The following is a 13,661-nucleotide window of genomic DNA, read 5'->3' on the forward strand; positions in this document are numbered from 1 at the left end:
AGGGTGACCCCTCGTGGCGCACGTCGTCGCATCGGTACCCGCGTCGCAGCACGGGTGTCCACATCATCTAGGCTCAGACCGCACTCCGGCGCAGACCGCCCTCACACCCGACGCACCCCACAGGAGACCTTCATGAGTCAGTACCACCGCATCCTGCTGAAGCTGTCCGGTGAGGCCTTCGGAGGGGGCAAGGTCGGCGTCGACCCGCGGGTGGTCGACTCCATCGCCCACCAGATCGCCGAGGTCGTACAGTCCGGCGTGCAGGTGTGCATCGTGGTAGGGGGCGGCAACTTCTTCCGCGGCGTCGAGCTGCAGCAGGCCGGGATGGAGCGGGAGCGGGCCGACTACATGGGCATGCTCGGCACGGTGATGAACTGCCTGGCCCTGCAGGACTTCTGCGAGCAGGCCGGTGTCCCGACCCGGGTCCAGACCGCGATCGAGATGCGTCAGGTCGCCGAGCCGTACATCCCCCGCCGCGCCGACCGGCACATGGAGAAGGGCCGTGTGGTCATCTTCGGCGCCGGGTCCGGGATGCCGTACTTCTCCACCGACACTGTCGCGGCCCAGCGCGGCCTGGAGATGCACGTCGATGCGCTGCTGATGGGCAAGATGGGCGTCGACGGGGTGTACGACTGCGACCCGAAGACGAATGCGGGCGCCAAGAGGTTCGACGCCCTGACGTACGACGAGTACCTCGCCCGCGACCTGAAGGTGGCCGACGCCGCCGCGATCAGCCTCGCCCGGGACAACGACCTGCCGATGATCTTCTTCAACCTCAACACCGAGGGCAACATCATGCGGGTCGTCAACGGCGAACCGATCGGTACTGTTGTCCACAAGTGACACGCCGCGTCGCCCCATGGCGGTGGACGGTCTGAAAGACTGGTCCGGCCGCAGCCATCCGACGCTCCGGCGGCCTGGCCGTTCCCGCTCCCGCGGTGCGGTCGTTTCCCGAGACGCGGCAGACCCGCCGCAAGCTGAGAAAGGAACCACCTCGTGATCGGCGACATCACCACCGAAGCGAAGTCCAAGATGGACCATGCAGTCGAGTTCGCCAAGGAGGAGTTCGCCGCCATCCGGACCGGCCGGGCCCATCCTGCGATGTTCAACAAGCTGACCGCTGAGTACTACGGCACCCCGACGCCGCTGCAGCAGCTGGCCTCGTTCAACGTGCCCGAGGCCCGGATGATCCTCATCACGCCGTACGACCGCGGTGCGATCAACGCCGTGGAGAAGTCGATCCGCGACTCCGACCTGGGCGTCAACCCGTCCAACGACGGCATCTCCATCCGCTGCGTGCTGCCCGAGCTGACCGCCGAGCGGCGCAAGGAGTACACGAAGCTCGCCAAGACCAAGGCCGAGGACGCCAAGGTCTCCGTACGCAACGCGCGCCGGGCCGCCAAGGAAGGCATCGACAAGCTGATCAAGGACAAGGAGATCGGCGAGGACGAGGGCAAGCGCGCCGAGGCCGAGCTGGACCGGACCACCAAGAAGTACACCGATCAGATCGACGAGCTGCTGAAGGCCAAAGAGGCCGAATTGCTCGAGGTCTGACCTTGTCTCCCACGGAGTCACCGACAGGCTCCGTCCAGCCCGGTCCGGGGGAGCCACCCGGCGCCCCCGGACCGGGCCGAGCCGGTCGGAACCTGCCGGCCGCCATCGTGGTGGGGGTCGTCCTGTCGGCCCTGCTGATCGCGAGCCTGCTGTGGTGGGTGCCGGGGTTCGTCGTCCTCGCCACCACCCTGATCGGGATGGCCGTGGTGGAGGTGCACCAGGCCCTGCGCAAGGTCGGGATGACCTCTGCCCTGCTGGTCATCGAGGTCGGCCTGGTGGCGATGATGGCCGGCTCGTTCCTCATCCTCAGCCTGACCTCCCGCCACGCCGCCACCTACCTGCTGGTGTGTCTCGGGCTGACGGTGCTCGCCGCCTTTCTCGTCCGCCTGCCCAGGGGGGCCAAGGGGTTCGTCAAGGACACGGCGGCGAGCATGCTGATCATCGCCTACCTGCCGCTGATGGGCGCGTTCGTCAGCCTGCTGGTGGGGGAGGCCCGGGGTGCTGCCCGGGTGTTCCTGTGGCTGGGCACCGTGATCTGCTCCGACACGGGTGGCTACGTGTTCGGCGTGCTGTTCGGCCGCCATCCGATGGCGCCCACGATCAGCCCGAAGAAGACCTGGGAGGGATTCGCCGGCTCGGTGCTGCTGGGCACCGCCTTCGCCGCTGTCGTCGGTCACTTCGTCCTCGGCAGCGCCTGGTGGGTCGGCGTCCTGATCGGCCTGGTGCTGGTGGGGGCGGCTATTCTGGGAGATCTGGTCGAGTCGCTGATGAAGCGTGACCTCGGCATCAAGGACATGGGGGACTTCCTGCCCGGGCACGGGGGAGTCACCGATCGCATCGACGCGATGGTCCTCTCTGCGCCGACGGCCTGGATCCTCATGCATTTCCTCATCCCCGGAGCCTGATCGTGACCTCTGACCGTCCTGCCACCGTTGCGCCCGCCGCTGACGGTCCTGGCACCGTTGCGCCCGCCGCCGCCAGCCCGGCGGCCGAGGGGCGTACGCACCCGCAGCTGGTGTTCGCCGCCCCGCGGCGCGGCAAGCCGCCGGTGCACTGGGCCGACCTCAGCGTCGACGAGCGCAAGGCGGCCGTGCAGGCGTTGGGGCTGCCGGCGTTCCGGGCCACGCAGCTGTCGCGGCACTGGTTCGTCCACTCCACGGCCGACCCGGCGGACTGGACCGACATCCCGGCCGCGAAGCGCCAGGAGATCGCCGACGCGCTCTTCCCGCCGCTGCTCGAGGATGTCAGGTCCCTCACCGCCGATGCCGGCACGACGGTGAAGACGCTGTGGAAGCTGCACGACGCCTCGATGGTGGAATCGGTCCTCATGCACTACCCGGCCGTCGGCGACTCCGCCGCCCGGACGACGGTCTGTGTGTCCTCGCAGGCGGGCTGCGGCATGGCCTGCCCGTTCTGTGCCACCGGCCAGGGCGGGCTGCAACGCAACCTGAGCGTCGCCGAGATCGTCGCCCAGATCGTCGACGCGAACGGCCGGCTGGCCCGCGGGGAGATCCCCGGCGCGACGGGACGGGTCAACAACATCGTCTTCATGGGCATGGGCGAGCCGTTGGCGAACTACGCCACCGTCGTGCGGGCGATCCGTACGTTCCTCGCACCGCAGCCCGACGGCCTGGGGATGAGCGCCCGGGGCATCACGGTCTCCACGGTCGGGCTGGTCCCCGGGATCGAGCGGCTGGCGGGCGAGGGTCTGCCGGTCACCCTGGCCCTGTCGCTGCACGCGCCCGACGACGCACTGCGCGACGACCTCGTCCCGATCAACAATCGGTGGGACGTCGACGAGGCCGTCGACGCCGCCTGGCATTATGCGAAGGCAACCAAGCGACGCGTCTCGATCGAATACGCCTTGATCCGGGACGTCAATGACCAGGCCGACCGGGCCGACATGCTCGCCCGGTTGCTCAAGCGGCGCGGTGACTGGGGCTGGTTCCATGTGAACCTGATCCCGCTGAACCCGACGCCCGGCTCGAAATGGACGGCCTCGCGCCGTCGGGACGAGCGCGAGTTCGTCCGTCGGCTCGAGGCCCACGGGGTCCCTGTCACCATCCGGGACACCCGCGGACGCGAGATCGACGGGGCGTGCGGCCAGTTGGCCGCGAAGGAGCGATAGCGGACACCAGGTCCGTTTCGTGAGCGGCGCAACGGCAAAGGTGTCCGCGTACGGGAATCGCCCACGATCATTGGAGGAGGAGAACGTCTTGAGCCCTGAAGCATTGCGCAGGAACCTGCAGGTGGTCTACGACACGGTCGTACGCCGCAACCAGGGAGAACCGGAATTCCACCAGGCCGTCCATGAGGTCCTCGAGAGCCTCGGCCCGGTGTTCGCCCAGCATCCCGAGTACATCGAGGCGGCGGTCCTCGACCGGATCGTCGAGCCGGAGCGCCAGATCATGTTCCGCGTCCCGTGGATCGACGACGCCGGCAAGGTCCGGGTCAACCGGGGCTACCGGGTCGAGTTCAACTCGGCGCTCGGCCCCTACAAGGGTGGCCTGCGATTCCACCCCACGGTGTACTCCGGGATCATCAAGTTCCTCGGCTTCGAACAGGTCTTCAAGAACTCCCTCACCGGGCTGGCGATGGGCGGCGGCAAGGGCGGCTCCGACTTCGACCCGCACGACAAGTCCGACAACGAGGTGATGCGCTTCTGCCAGTCGTTCATGACCGAGCTGTCGCGCCACATCGGTGAGTACACCGACGTCCCGGCAGGTGACATCGGGGTCGGCGGCCGCGAGATCGGCTACCTGTTCGGGCAGTACAAGCGACTCACCAACCGGTTCGAGGCCGGCGTGCTGACCGGCAAGGGTCTCACCTGGGGCGGTTCCCTGGCCCGCACCGAGGCGACCGGGTACGGGCTGATCCACTTCGTCACCGAGATGCTGCGGATGGAGGGCCAGGACCTGGACGGCAAGGTGATCTCGGTGTCCGGCTCGGGCAACGTGGCGATCTACGCCATCGAGATGGCCCAGCAGCTGGGCGGACGGCCGATCACCATCTCCGACTCGTCCGGTTACGTCGTGGACCCGAACGGCATCGACCTCGAACTGCTCAAGCGGGTCAAGCTGGAGGAGCGCGGCCGGGTCTCGGACTACGCCGCGCTGTGCTCCGGGGCCCGGTTCGTCGCCGGCGGAAGCGTCTGGGACGTGCCGGTCGAGATCGCCCTGCCGTGCGCGACCCAGAACGAGATCCGCGGCGATCATGCGGTCACCCTGGTGAAGCACGGGGCGAAGCTCGTCGCCGAGGGGGCCAACATGCCGAGCACCCCGGAGGCCATCGAGACGTTCCGGCAGGCAGGGGTGAAGTTCGGCCCGGCGAAGGCCGCCAACGCCGGTGGCGTCGCGACGTCCGGGCTGGAGATGCAGCAGAACGCCAGCCGGGAGCACTGGTCGTTCGAGAAGACCGCCACCCGGCTCGAGACGATCATGAGCAACCTGCACATCCGCTGCCTCGAGGCCGCCGACCGGTACGGCTGCCCCGGCGACTACGCGCTGGGCGCGAACGCCGCCGGCTTCGTCAAGGTCGCCGACGCGATGCTCGACCAGGGCGTGGTGTAGCCGGAAGGTCGGTCCAGGGCCGGCGACCGCGTGGTCGTCCGGCCCCGGGGCCGACGGTTCAGCTGCCCGGCCGGGGCCGACGGCTCGGTGTCGCCGGCTCCGGCCCGACGGTTCAGCGCTGCGGGGCGACGGCAGGCACCGCGTCGAGCGCGTCGAGGGTGGCCAGCACCGCCATGCCCGCCTCGTAGCCCTTGTCCTCCTTGGACTCGGGCAGCCCGGCGCGGTCCAGCGCCTGCTGCTCGTCGTCGCAGGTGAGCACCCCGAAACCGATCGGGACACCGGTGTCGACCGCCACCTGGGTCAGGCCGATCGTCGCCGCCTCACAGACGTAGTCGAAGTGCGGGGTCCCGCCGCGGACGACCACCCCCAGCGCCACCAGCGCGTCGAACCGGTCGGCCAGCCGTCGGCAGGCCACCGGCAGCTCGAAGGTCCCCGGCACCCGGACGACCGTGACGTCGCGGACTCCGTGCTCCTCGAGCGCGGCGGTCGCGCGGGCCACCATCCGGTCGGTGACCTCCGGGTACCACTGCGCGCCGACGACGGCGATCCGTCGGGTGGCGCCGTCGGCGGTGATGGTGGGCGAGCCGAAACCGGCCATGTCAGACCTCCTGGGGGGTGGCGAGGGAGTGCGGGACGCCGTCGAGCAGGATGTGGTGTCCCATGCGGTCGCGCTTGGTGCGCAGGTAGAACTCGTTGTCCGGGGTCGGCACGGTCCACGACGGGGCGATGCCGGTGACCTCGATCCCGGCGGTCCGCAGGGCCCGGACCTTGTCGGGATTGTTCGTCATCAGTTCGAGTCGGGTCACCCCGAGGTCGTAGAGGATCGCCGCGGCAGCGCCGTACTCGCGGTCATCGACCGGCAGCCCGAGCTCGGTCTGGGCATCGACGGTGTCGAGGCCCTGGTCCTGCAGGTGGTACGCCTGCAGCTTGGCGAGCAGTCCGACGCCGCGGCCCTCGTGACCGCGTAGGTAGACCACGGCTCCGCCGCGCCGGGCGACGGCGTCGAGGGACTGCTCGAGCTGGGGGCCGCAGTCACAGCGCTGCGACCCGAAGACGTCCCCGGTGAGGCACTCGGAGTGCACCCGGACGATCGGCACACTGCCGTTGCGGCCACGCAGCCCCAGCGGGCTGACCAGGGCGATGTGCTCGGCCCCGGTCTGCAGGTCCTCGTATCCCACGGCCCGGAACTCTCCGTGTCCGGTGGGGAGCCGGGTGACGGCGTCGCGCCGGACCCGGTCGTGGGTCTCGCGCCAGCTGGCCAGCTCGGCGATGGTGATCACCGCGAGCCCCTCTGCTGCGCCCAGGGCGAGCACGTCCGGGGTCCGCATCATCGAGCCGTCGTCATGCACCAGCTCGCCGATGGCGCCGACCGGCTCCAGGCCGGCGAGGCGACAGAGGTCCACCGCCGCCTCGGTGTGGCCGCGGCGTTCGAGCACACCGCCGTCGCGGGCCCGCAACGGCAGGATGTGACCCGGCCGGATCAGGTCGGAGGGCTCGGACTCGGAGTCGGCCAGGACGTGCAACGTACGGGCCCGGTCGTGCGCGGAGATGCCGGTGGTGACACCCGTCGCGGCGTCGCACGAGACGGTGTAGGCGGTCCGCAGTGGATCGGTGTTGCGGGCGACCATCAGCGGGAGCTCGAGGGCGTCCGCCCGTGCCTTCGTCATCGGGGCACACAGGTAGCCCGACGAGTGGCGGATCGTCCACCCCAGCCACTCCTCGGTCAGGGTCTGCGCCGAGAGGATGATGTCCCCCTCGTTCTCCCGGTCCTCGTCGTCGAGGACGAGGACCGGGCGGCCCTGCCGCAGTTCCTCCAGTGCCCGCTCGACGGGGCTGAACCCAGCCGCCAGCTCACTCATGACTTCCTCCGTTCTGCTGCGCCCACCCGGTGCCGATCCGGTCCAGATAGGTCGCGACGTATTTGCCGATCACGTCGACCTCGAGATTCACCGCCGCACCGATCGGCAGGGTGCCGAGCGTGGTGTCGGACAGGGTGGTCGGGATCAGCGAGACGGTGAAGGCGTCCGGACGGACGTCGACGACGGTCAGGGACACGCCGTCGACCGTCACGGAACCCTTCTCGACCAGGTAGCGGGAGAGCTCGGCCGGCAGGCCGATCTCGAGCACCTCCCAGGCGTCACCCGGGGTCCGGGAGCGCAGGGTGCCGGTGCCGTCGACGTGGCCCTGGACGAGGTGGCCGCCGAGACGGGCATCGGGGGCCATCGCCCGTTCCAGGTTCACCCGGGAGCCCTGCCGCAGTGCGCCGAGGTCGGAGCGGTCGAGGGTCTCGGCCATCACATCGACGCTGAAGGACTGCTGGTCGAGCTCGGTGACGGTCAGGCAGACGCCGTTGACGCAGATCGAGTCCCCGTGGCGGGCGTCGGCGACCACCACGGGACCACGGATGCGCAGTACCGCGGAGTCCTTCCCGAGTCGGACATCGACGACGTCGCCGACCTCCTCGACAATGCCGGTGAACATGGTCATGCCTCCCTCCTGGCCGGAGCCAGGGTCAGTCGTACATCGGGGCCGACGCGGGCGACGTCGACGAGATCCAGGTGCAGGGCATCGGCGAGGGTGCCGATGCCCAGGTCGGCGACCAGCGGGCGGCCGGCGCCGAGCAGGGTCGGGGCGAGGTAGACGATGATCTCGTCGACCAGGCGGTCCCGCAGGAAGGCCGCCGCCAGGGTCGCCCCGCCCTCCAGCCAGGCGTGCCGGACGCCGGCCCGGGCCAGCTCGGCGAGGGCCTCGCCGGGCACGTGGCCGGGGACGAACAGGGTCTCCGCCTCGGCGGACCGCAGTTCGGCGGTCGTCGGCAGCGGCCGGTCGCCGAGCACCACGCGCAGGGGTTGGCGGCCCAGTGGCCGGCCGTCGGCGTCCCGGACGGTCAGCCGCGGATCATCGGCGAGGGCCGTCCCGGTGCCGACGAGGATGGCGTCGCACATGGCGCGCAGCCGGTGCACGTCCGCGCGGGCCGGCGCAGAGGTGATCCACCGGGAGGTCCCGTCGGCCGCCGCGGTCCGCCCGTCCAGGGTGGCGGCCACCTTCCAGGTCACGTACGGCCGCCCGAGCTGCGCCGACCGGGTCCACACTCGGTTGACCGCCTCGGACTCAGCGGCGAGCAGGCCACCGGTCACCGCGATCCCGGCGGCGCGCAGGGTGTCCCCGCCGCCGGCGGCGGTGGGGTTGGGATCGGGCTGGGCGAACACCACCCGCGCCACCCCGGCCTCGGCCAGGGCGACCGCGCACGGCCCGGTGCGGCCGGTGTGGTTGCAGGGTTCCAGGGACACGTACGCCGTGGCGCCGCGGGCGGCCGGACCAGCGGCCTGCAGGGCCTCGACCTCGGCATGCGGGGTCCCGGCGCCGTGGTGCCAGCCCTCGCCGACGACGGAGCCGTCGGGGGCGACCAGCACGGCGCCCACCCGCGGGTTCGGATCGGGGAGGGGGGACCGCAGCGCCAGAGCGATCGCGCGGCGCAGGTGGGTGAGGTCCGTTTCGGTGGCATGCTGCGCGGCATCGGCATGCTGCGCGGCATCGGTGGCGTCCGGCCGGTTCATCGCCCCTCCTCAGGTCCTGTCGGGACCCCGGGGGCGGATCGTGAGGAGACTCCTCGTCCGTGACGCGACGACGTCGACCGTCGTCGGGGCGACCGTCAGGGGCGGTCACCACTGCCGCACACGACCGGTCGAGCCGGCGTGTGTTCGCCACGTACGCGTGCGCCTCCCATCCGGACTTTCACCGTCGGTCCCGGAATTCCACCAGGTCAACCGACCGCCGTGGAGGGCGGCCGGGTCGCGGACTTTCACCGCCGGTTCGGAATTACACCGACCCCGGAGCACGTATCGCAGAGGCTACCACGCGTCGGACACGCGCCACAGGGTTCCGTTCGCCGGACGACGCCGCTGAACGATGCAGCCGCCGGATGCCGCCGGATGCCGCCGGATGCCGGCTGGACGACACCGGCTGGAGGACTCCGGTCGGACGACGCCGACCGCCGGTCGGCATCCCGGGGGGACACCGGCCGGCGGCCGAGGGGGCGTGCGATGGTCAGTCGGTGACGACGTGGCGCGCCCGCTCGTCGACGGCGCGCTGTTCGTCGTCGGAGAGCCCCTTGCGTGGCCGGGGCACCAGGACGGTCATCAGACCGCCGAAGAGCGCCACGCCGGCGAACACGTAGAACGCCGTCTCCCCGGCGACACCCGCGGCGGCCAACCAGCCGCCGATCAGCGGGCCGAAGATGCCGCCCAGCCGGCCGAAGCCGGAGCACCAGGCGACGCCGGCGGCACGGACCCTGGTGGAGTAGTAGTTCGACGTGAAGCCGTAGATGAGCACCTGGGTGCCCAGCACGCCGACGCCGGCGACGGCGATGAACGCCAGCAGCAGGGCGACCGGGAAGCCGAAGGTCATCAGGGTCAGGGCCAGGGCGGCCAGGACGAACGTGGTGATGATGACCCGCTGCGGCCCGGCCTTGTCGGCGACCCGGGAGGCGATCAGGCCACCGACGACCGCGCCACCGTTGAGCAGCAGGAGGAAAACCAGACCGTACTGCTTGGCGGCGTCGGCGCCCATGCCGGCACCCTGCAGGTGACCGCCCATGATGACCGGCAACCAGGTGTTCAGGCCGTACGTGAGCAGCAGGCCGGAGAAGCTCATGAAGCCGAGGAACAGTGTGCCGGCCAGGTACGTGCCGGAGAAGATGCCGGCGAAGCCCGTCTTCTGTTCCAGGTGCAGGTCCTCGGCGACCGGGACGCCACCGAACTGCTGGTGTTCGGACAGCGGGATGCCGGTCCGGCGGGAGATCTCCACGGCCTCGTCGAGGCGGCCACGCGACACCAGCCAGCGCGGCGACTCGGGCAGCTTGGCCAGGGCCATCGGCAGCAGGAAGAGGATCGGGCTGGCGCCGATCATGAACAGGCCGCGCCAGCCGATGTGGGCGAGCAGGGCGAGGCCGAGCAGGGCGGCGAGCACACCGCCGGCGGGGATGCCGGAGTAGACGACCGCGTTGTAGAAGTTGCGCTTGCCGGCCGGGGCGAACTCGGCCATCGTCGCGCCGGCGGTGGCGAGCAGGGCGCCCAGGCCGAGACCGGTGAGCAGCCGTACGACACCGAAGAAGGCGATCGACTGGGCGAACGCGGTGATGAACATGCCGATCGAGAACCAGGCGATCCCGGCGACGATCAGCTTCCTGCGCCCGATCCGGTCGCCGATGGCGCCGGCGAACAGGGAGCCGATCATCACCCCGATCAGGGCGTACGAACCGAGCTGGCCGGCGACCGCCGGCGGGATCGGCTGGCCCGCGTTGATGCCGGTGGCCCACCAGCCGAGGGCGTTGCTGCCGCCCTTGGCCAGGCCGGGCAGGACCGTGCCGTACACGGTCAGGTCGAAGCCGTCGAAGAGCAGGGACAGGCCGGCGATCGCGGCCACCCAGCCGGCGGTGCGGGCCTCCTTGGCCGGATCGGCGGGGATGTCGGGGATGCTCCGGGAGTGGAGCGTGGTCGGGGTGTCCATGGGGTACTCCCAGGGTCGGGGTCGGCGTCGGCGCTGGCGCGGCCTTCGGTGACCTGGAACCGCTCGCCCCTCGGGTCCGCGGGACCCGGCGCGCACCGGGCTGAGAAAAATGTGAGTCGGTGTGACAAAGCTCACGTTCAGGTGTTCCGTACCGGCGAACGTGACCCGGGGCTTCCGGGGAGCCTGCCGGGGTGGTGCCAGGGGTATGTCCGGGTCCGGCGGTGGGGCTGGGGTGGCGTGCGAGACTGGGCGGGTGCGTGACGTGATCATTCTGGGCAGCACCGGTTCCATCGGCACCCAGGCGCTGGAGGTCATCGCCTCCCGCCGGGATCAGTTCCGGGTGGTGGGGCTGGCTGCGGGGGGTGGCAATGTGGCCCTGCTCGCCGAGCAGGTGCTCGAGTTCGCGCCCCGTACGGTCGCCCTGGCCCGGCCCACCGCTGTCCAGGACCTGCAGCTGGCCCTCTATGCGGAGGCCCAGAAGCGCGGCTGGAACCGCGGCGACGTCCGGTTGCCGCGGATCATCGCCGGTGCCGACGCGGCCACCGAGCTGGCGGCCGAGCCGGCCGACGTCGTGCTGAACGGGATCACCGGGTCGGTCGGGTTGCTGCCCACCCTGGCGGCCCTGCGGGCCGGCACCACCCTCGCCCTGGCCAACAAGGAATCCCTGGTGATCGGCGGCCGACTGGTCACCGAGGCGGCGGCCCCCGGGCAGCTGGTGGCGGTCGACTCCGAGCATTCGGCCTTCGCCCAGTGCCTCCGGGCGGGTCGTGCCGAGGAGGTCGACAAGCTCGTGCTGACCGCGTCCGGCGGCCCCTTCCGGGGGTGTACGCGGGCCGAGCTCATCGACGTCACCCCGGCGCAGGCGATGGCCCATCCCACCTGGCAGATGGGCCCGGTGATCACCATCAACTCGGCGACGCTGGTCAACAAGGGGCTGGAACTGATCGAGGCCGGGCTGCTGTACGACGTGGACCTGTCCCGGATCCAGGTCGTGGTGCACCCGCAGTCGATCGTCCATTCCGCGGTGCAGTACGTCGACGGTGCGCTGATCGCCCAGTGCTCCCCACCCGACATGAAGCTGCCGATCGCCCTGGGACTGACCTGGCCGGACCGTGTCCCCGGCGCGGCCGCGCCGGTCGACTGGACCGCGGCGGCCTCGTGGACCTTCGAGCCGCTGGACACCGAGGCGTTCCCGGCGGTTGAACTGGCGCGCCGGGCGGGCACACTGGGAGGGACGGCTCCGGCGGTGTTCAACGCGGCGAACGAGGTGTGTGTCGAGGCGTTCTGCGAGGGGCGGATCGGCTTCCTCGACATCGTGGACACCATCGCGGACGTCCTGGCCGAGCACGAGGGGCAGGTCCCCGCGAGCGGTGACGGCTCGGTGCGGTCCGCACGTTCGGTCCGGTCAGCGAGCTCGGACCGAACGAACTCGGACTCGGTGAGCACGGACGGATCGCGGTTCGTGCCCGACGAGGCGATCACCGTGCAGACCGTGCTGGCCGCGGACGCGTGGGCCCGGCGGGCCGCCGAGGCGCGTACCCGAGGCTGAGCCCGGGAGGTCGGTCCGCGGGGGCCGAGCGGTGGCGGCACCGGGGGCGTACGCCTCGCCGTCGTGGGACGTGACGACGGTGCCGGACGGCACCACTGGGACGACGAGGGACAGGACTCGGGATGCAGACGTTGTGGTACGCGCTGGGGGCGGTGGTCTTCTTCGCCCTCATCATGCTCTCGATCGCCCTGCACGAGGTGGGGCACCTGATCCCGGCGAAGATCTTCCGGGTCAAGGTCACCGAGTACTTCGTCGGCTTCGGGAAGACCCTGTGGAAGCGCCGGATCGGCTCCACGGACTACGGCGTCAAGGCGTTGCCGCTCGGCGGCTACGTACGTCTGGTCGGGATGTATCCGCCCGCCCCCGGTGACACCAAGGTCCGGGCGAGCGGGTCGAACTTCTTCCAGCAGATCGCCGAGGATGCCCGGGCGTACGAGTGGGAGGAGATCACGCCGGAGGACGACGGGACCCTGCTGTACCAGAAGCCGGTCTGGCAGCGTCTGATCATCATGTTCGGCGGGCCGGCGATGAACATCCTGCTGGCCTTCCTGCTCTTCCTCGGCGTCACCGCCGGCGCCGGCGTGGCCCGCCCGACCCTCACCGTCCAGTCGGTGTCGGAGTGCGTCATCCCGGCCGGTCGGACGAACACCACCTGTGAGCCGGGGGACCCCGCCACACCCGCGCACACCATGGGGGTGCAGGCGGGCGATGTCATCGTCAGCTTCAACGGCCGTCGGCCGACCGACTGGGACCAGCTCTCGGCGATGATCCGGGACAACCGGTCGGCCCCGGCCACGCTGGTGGTGGACCGCGCCGGCCGGACCGTGACCCTGCCGACCACCCCTACGGTGACCACCGGGGTGCCGAGCAAGGTCGACCCGGGCCGCAACGTCGAGGCGGGCTTCCTCGGGGTCTCGCCGACCGTCGAGGTCGTCCGGGGCGGCCCCGTCGTGGTGCTGAAGGACATGTGGACGATGACCGTGCAGTCGGTCTACGCCCTGGTCGGCTTCCCGGTGAAGGTCTGGCACACCGCCGTCGGACTGGTCACCGGGCAGGCCCGGGACATCAACGGGCCGGTCAGCGTCGTCGGCGCCTCCCGGGTGGCCGGTGAGGTGGTCACCACCAACAAGCTCAGCTCGGGCAACAAGGCGGTCGTGGTGGCGCAGCTCCTCGGCTCGGTCAACCTCTTCGTCGCACTGTTCAACCTCGTCCCGCTGCCGCCGCTGGACGGCGGACACCTCGCCGGGGCGACCTGGGACGGCCTGCGTCGGCTCGCCGCCCGGCTCCGCCGCCGTGCCACCCCGCCGCCGTTCGACACCACGAAGCTGCTCCCGATCTCCTGGGTCGTCACCGGTTTCGTGGTGATCGCCGGAGCCGTGCTCATCGTCGCCGACCTGGTCAGCCCGATCCGGCTGTTCTGACGCCGCCGCGAGATCGCGGTGGTTCTGAAGCTGCCGCGAGGTCGCGGCGGTGCAGCGTGC

General features: G+C 70.9%; 12 protein-coding genes and 1 riboswitch. Of the genes, 7 read left to right on the top strand and 5 right to left on the bottom strand.

Annotated features, from left to right (window positions below; genetic code table 11):
- The first annotated feature begins 132 nt into the window (after window positions 1–132).
- From pyrH to gdhA, 5 genes are all read left to right on the top strand, one after another.
- Window positions 133–843 carry a UMP kinase gene (pyrH, locus tag VB059_RS11465; RefSeq protein ID WP_323422159.1) on the top strand — a complete coding sequence of 237 codons (711 nt, stop codon included), beginning with the start codon at window positions 133–135 and terminating at the stop codon, window positions 841–843.
- Between the two features lie 156 nt (window positions 844–999).
- Window positions 1,000–1,554 carry a ribosome recycling factor gene (gene frr, locus VB059_RS11470; RefSeq protein WP_323422183.1) on the top strand — a complete coding sequence of 185 codons (555 nt, stop codon included), beginning with the start codon at window positions 1,000–1,002 and terminating at the stop codon, window positions 1,552–1,554.
- Window positions 1,555–1,661: 107 nt separating this feature from the next.
- Complete coding sequence (locus tag VB059_RS11475) at window positions 1,662–2,459, top strand: phosphatidate cytidylyltransferase (RefSeq protein ID WP_323422160.1); 798 nt, start codon at window positions 1,662–1,664, stop codon at window positions 2,457–2,459.
- A gap of 2 nt (window positions 2,460–2,461) precedes the next feature.
- Window positions 2,462–3,682 (top strand): 23S rRNA (adenine(2503)-C(2))-methyltransferase RlmN, encoded by a 1,221-nt coding sequence (gene rlmN, locus VB059_RS11480; protein WP_416339549.1) that lies wholly within the window; start codon window positions 2,462–2,464, stop codon window positions 3,680–3,682.
- 103 nt (window positions 3,683–3,785) lie between these two features.
- The gene (gene gdhA / locus VB059_RS11485) at window positions 3,786–5,123 is read left to right on the top strand and encodes an NADP-specific glutamate dehydrogenase (RefSeq protein WP_323422185.1); all 1,338 of its coding nucleotides are present in this window, start codon (window positions 3,786–3,788) and stop codon (window positions 5,121–5,123) included.
- Between the two features lie 112 nt (window positions 5,124–5,235).
- Here the strand turns inward: gdhA and ribH are convergent, their stop codons facing one another.
- The 5 genes from ribH to VB059_RS11510 all read right to left on the bottom strand — a co-directional run bounded on the left by ribH (window position 5,236) and on the right by VB059_RS11510 (window position 10,631).
- Entirely contained in the window at window positions 5,236–5,721 is a 486-nt protein-coding gene (ribH, locus tag VB059_RS11490) for a 6,7-dimethyl-8-ribityllumazine synthase (protein WP_323422161.1), read from the bottom strand.
- A 1-nt stretch (window position 5,722) separates the two neighbouring features.
- Complete coding sequence (gene ribB, locus VB059_RS11495) at window positions 5,723–6,982, bottom strand: 3,4-dihydroxy-2-butanone-4-phosphate synthase (protein WP_323422162.1); 1,260 nt, start codon at window positions 6,980–6,982, stop codon at window positions 5,723–5,725.
- Window positions 6,975–7,604: a riboflavin synthase gene (locus tag VB059_RS11500; RefSeq protein WP_323422186.1), complete on the bottom strand. Its 630-nt coding sequence runs from the start codon at window positions 7,602–7,604 to the stop codon at window positions 6,975–6,977. The genes ribB and VB059_RS11500 overlap by 8 nt, the downstream gene beginning before the upstream one ends.
- Window positions 7,605–7,606: 2 nt before the next feature.
- Window positions 7,607–8,680 carry a bifunctional diaminohydroxyphosphoribosylaminopyrimidine deaminase/5-amino-6-(5-phosphoribosylamino)uracil reductase RibD gene (gene ribD, locus VB059_RS11505; protein ID WP_323422163.1) on the bottom strand — a complete coding sequence of 358 codons (1,074 nt, stop codon included), beginning with the start codon at window positions 8,678–8,680 and terminating at the stop codon, window positions 7,607–7,609.
- A 154-nt stretch (window positions 8,681–8,834) separates the two neighbouring features.
- A riboswitch (FMN riboswitch) is annotated at window positions 8,835–8,965 on the bottom strand.
- A gap of 205 nt (window positions 8,966–9,170) precedes the next feature.
- Window positions 9,171–10,631 (bottom strand): MFS transporter, encoded by a 1,461-nt coding sequence (locus tag VB059_RS11510; RefSeq protein ID WP_323422164.1) that lies wholly within the window; start codon window positions 10,629–10,631, stop codon window positions 9,171–9,173.
- 205 nt (window positions 10,632–10,836) lie between these two features.
- On the opposite strand from VB059_RS11510, the gene dxr reads away from it, so the two are divergent.
- Window positions 10,837–12,180: a 1-deoxy-D-xylulose-5-phosphate reductoisomerase gene (gene dxr / locus VB059_RS11515; protein ID WP_416339551.1), complete on the top strand. Its 1,344-nt coding sequence runs from the start codon at window positions 10,837–10,839 to the stop codon at window positions 12,178–12,180.
- 122 nt (window positions 12,181–12,302) lie between these two features.
- The gene (locus VB059_RS11520; RefSeq protein WP_323422166.1) at window positions 12,303–13,601 is read left to right on the top strand and encodes a M50 family metallopeptidase; all 1,299 of its coding nucleotides are present in this window, start codon (window positions 12,303–12,305) and stop codon (window positions 13,599–13,601) included.
- The last annotated feature ends 60 nt before the right edge of the window (window positions 13,602–13,661 follow it).

This window comes from Raineyella sp. (assembly GCF_034933565.1).
GTDB lineage: Bacteria > Actinomycetota > Actinomycetes > Propionibacteriales > Propionibacteriaceae > Raineyella.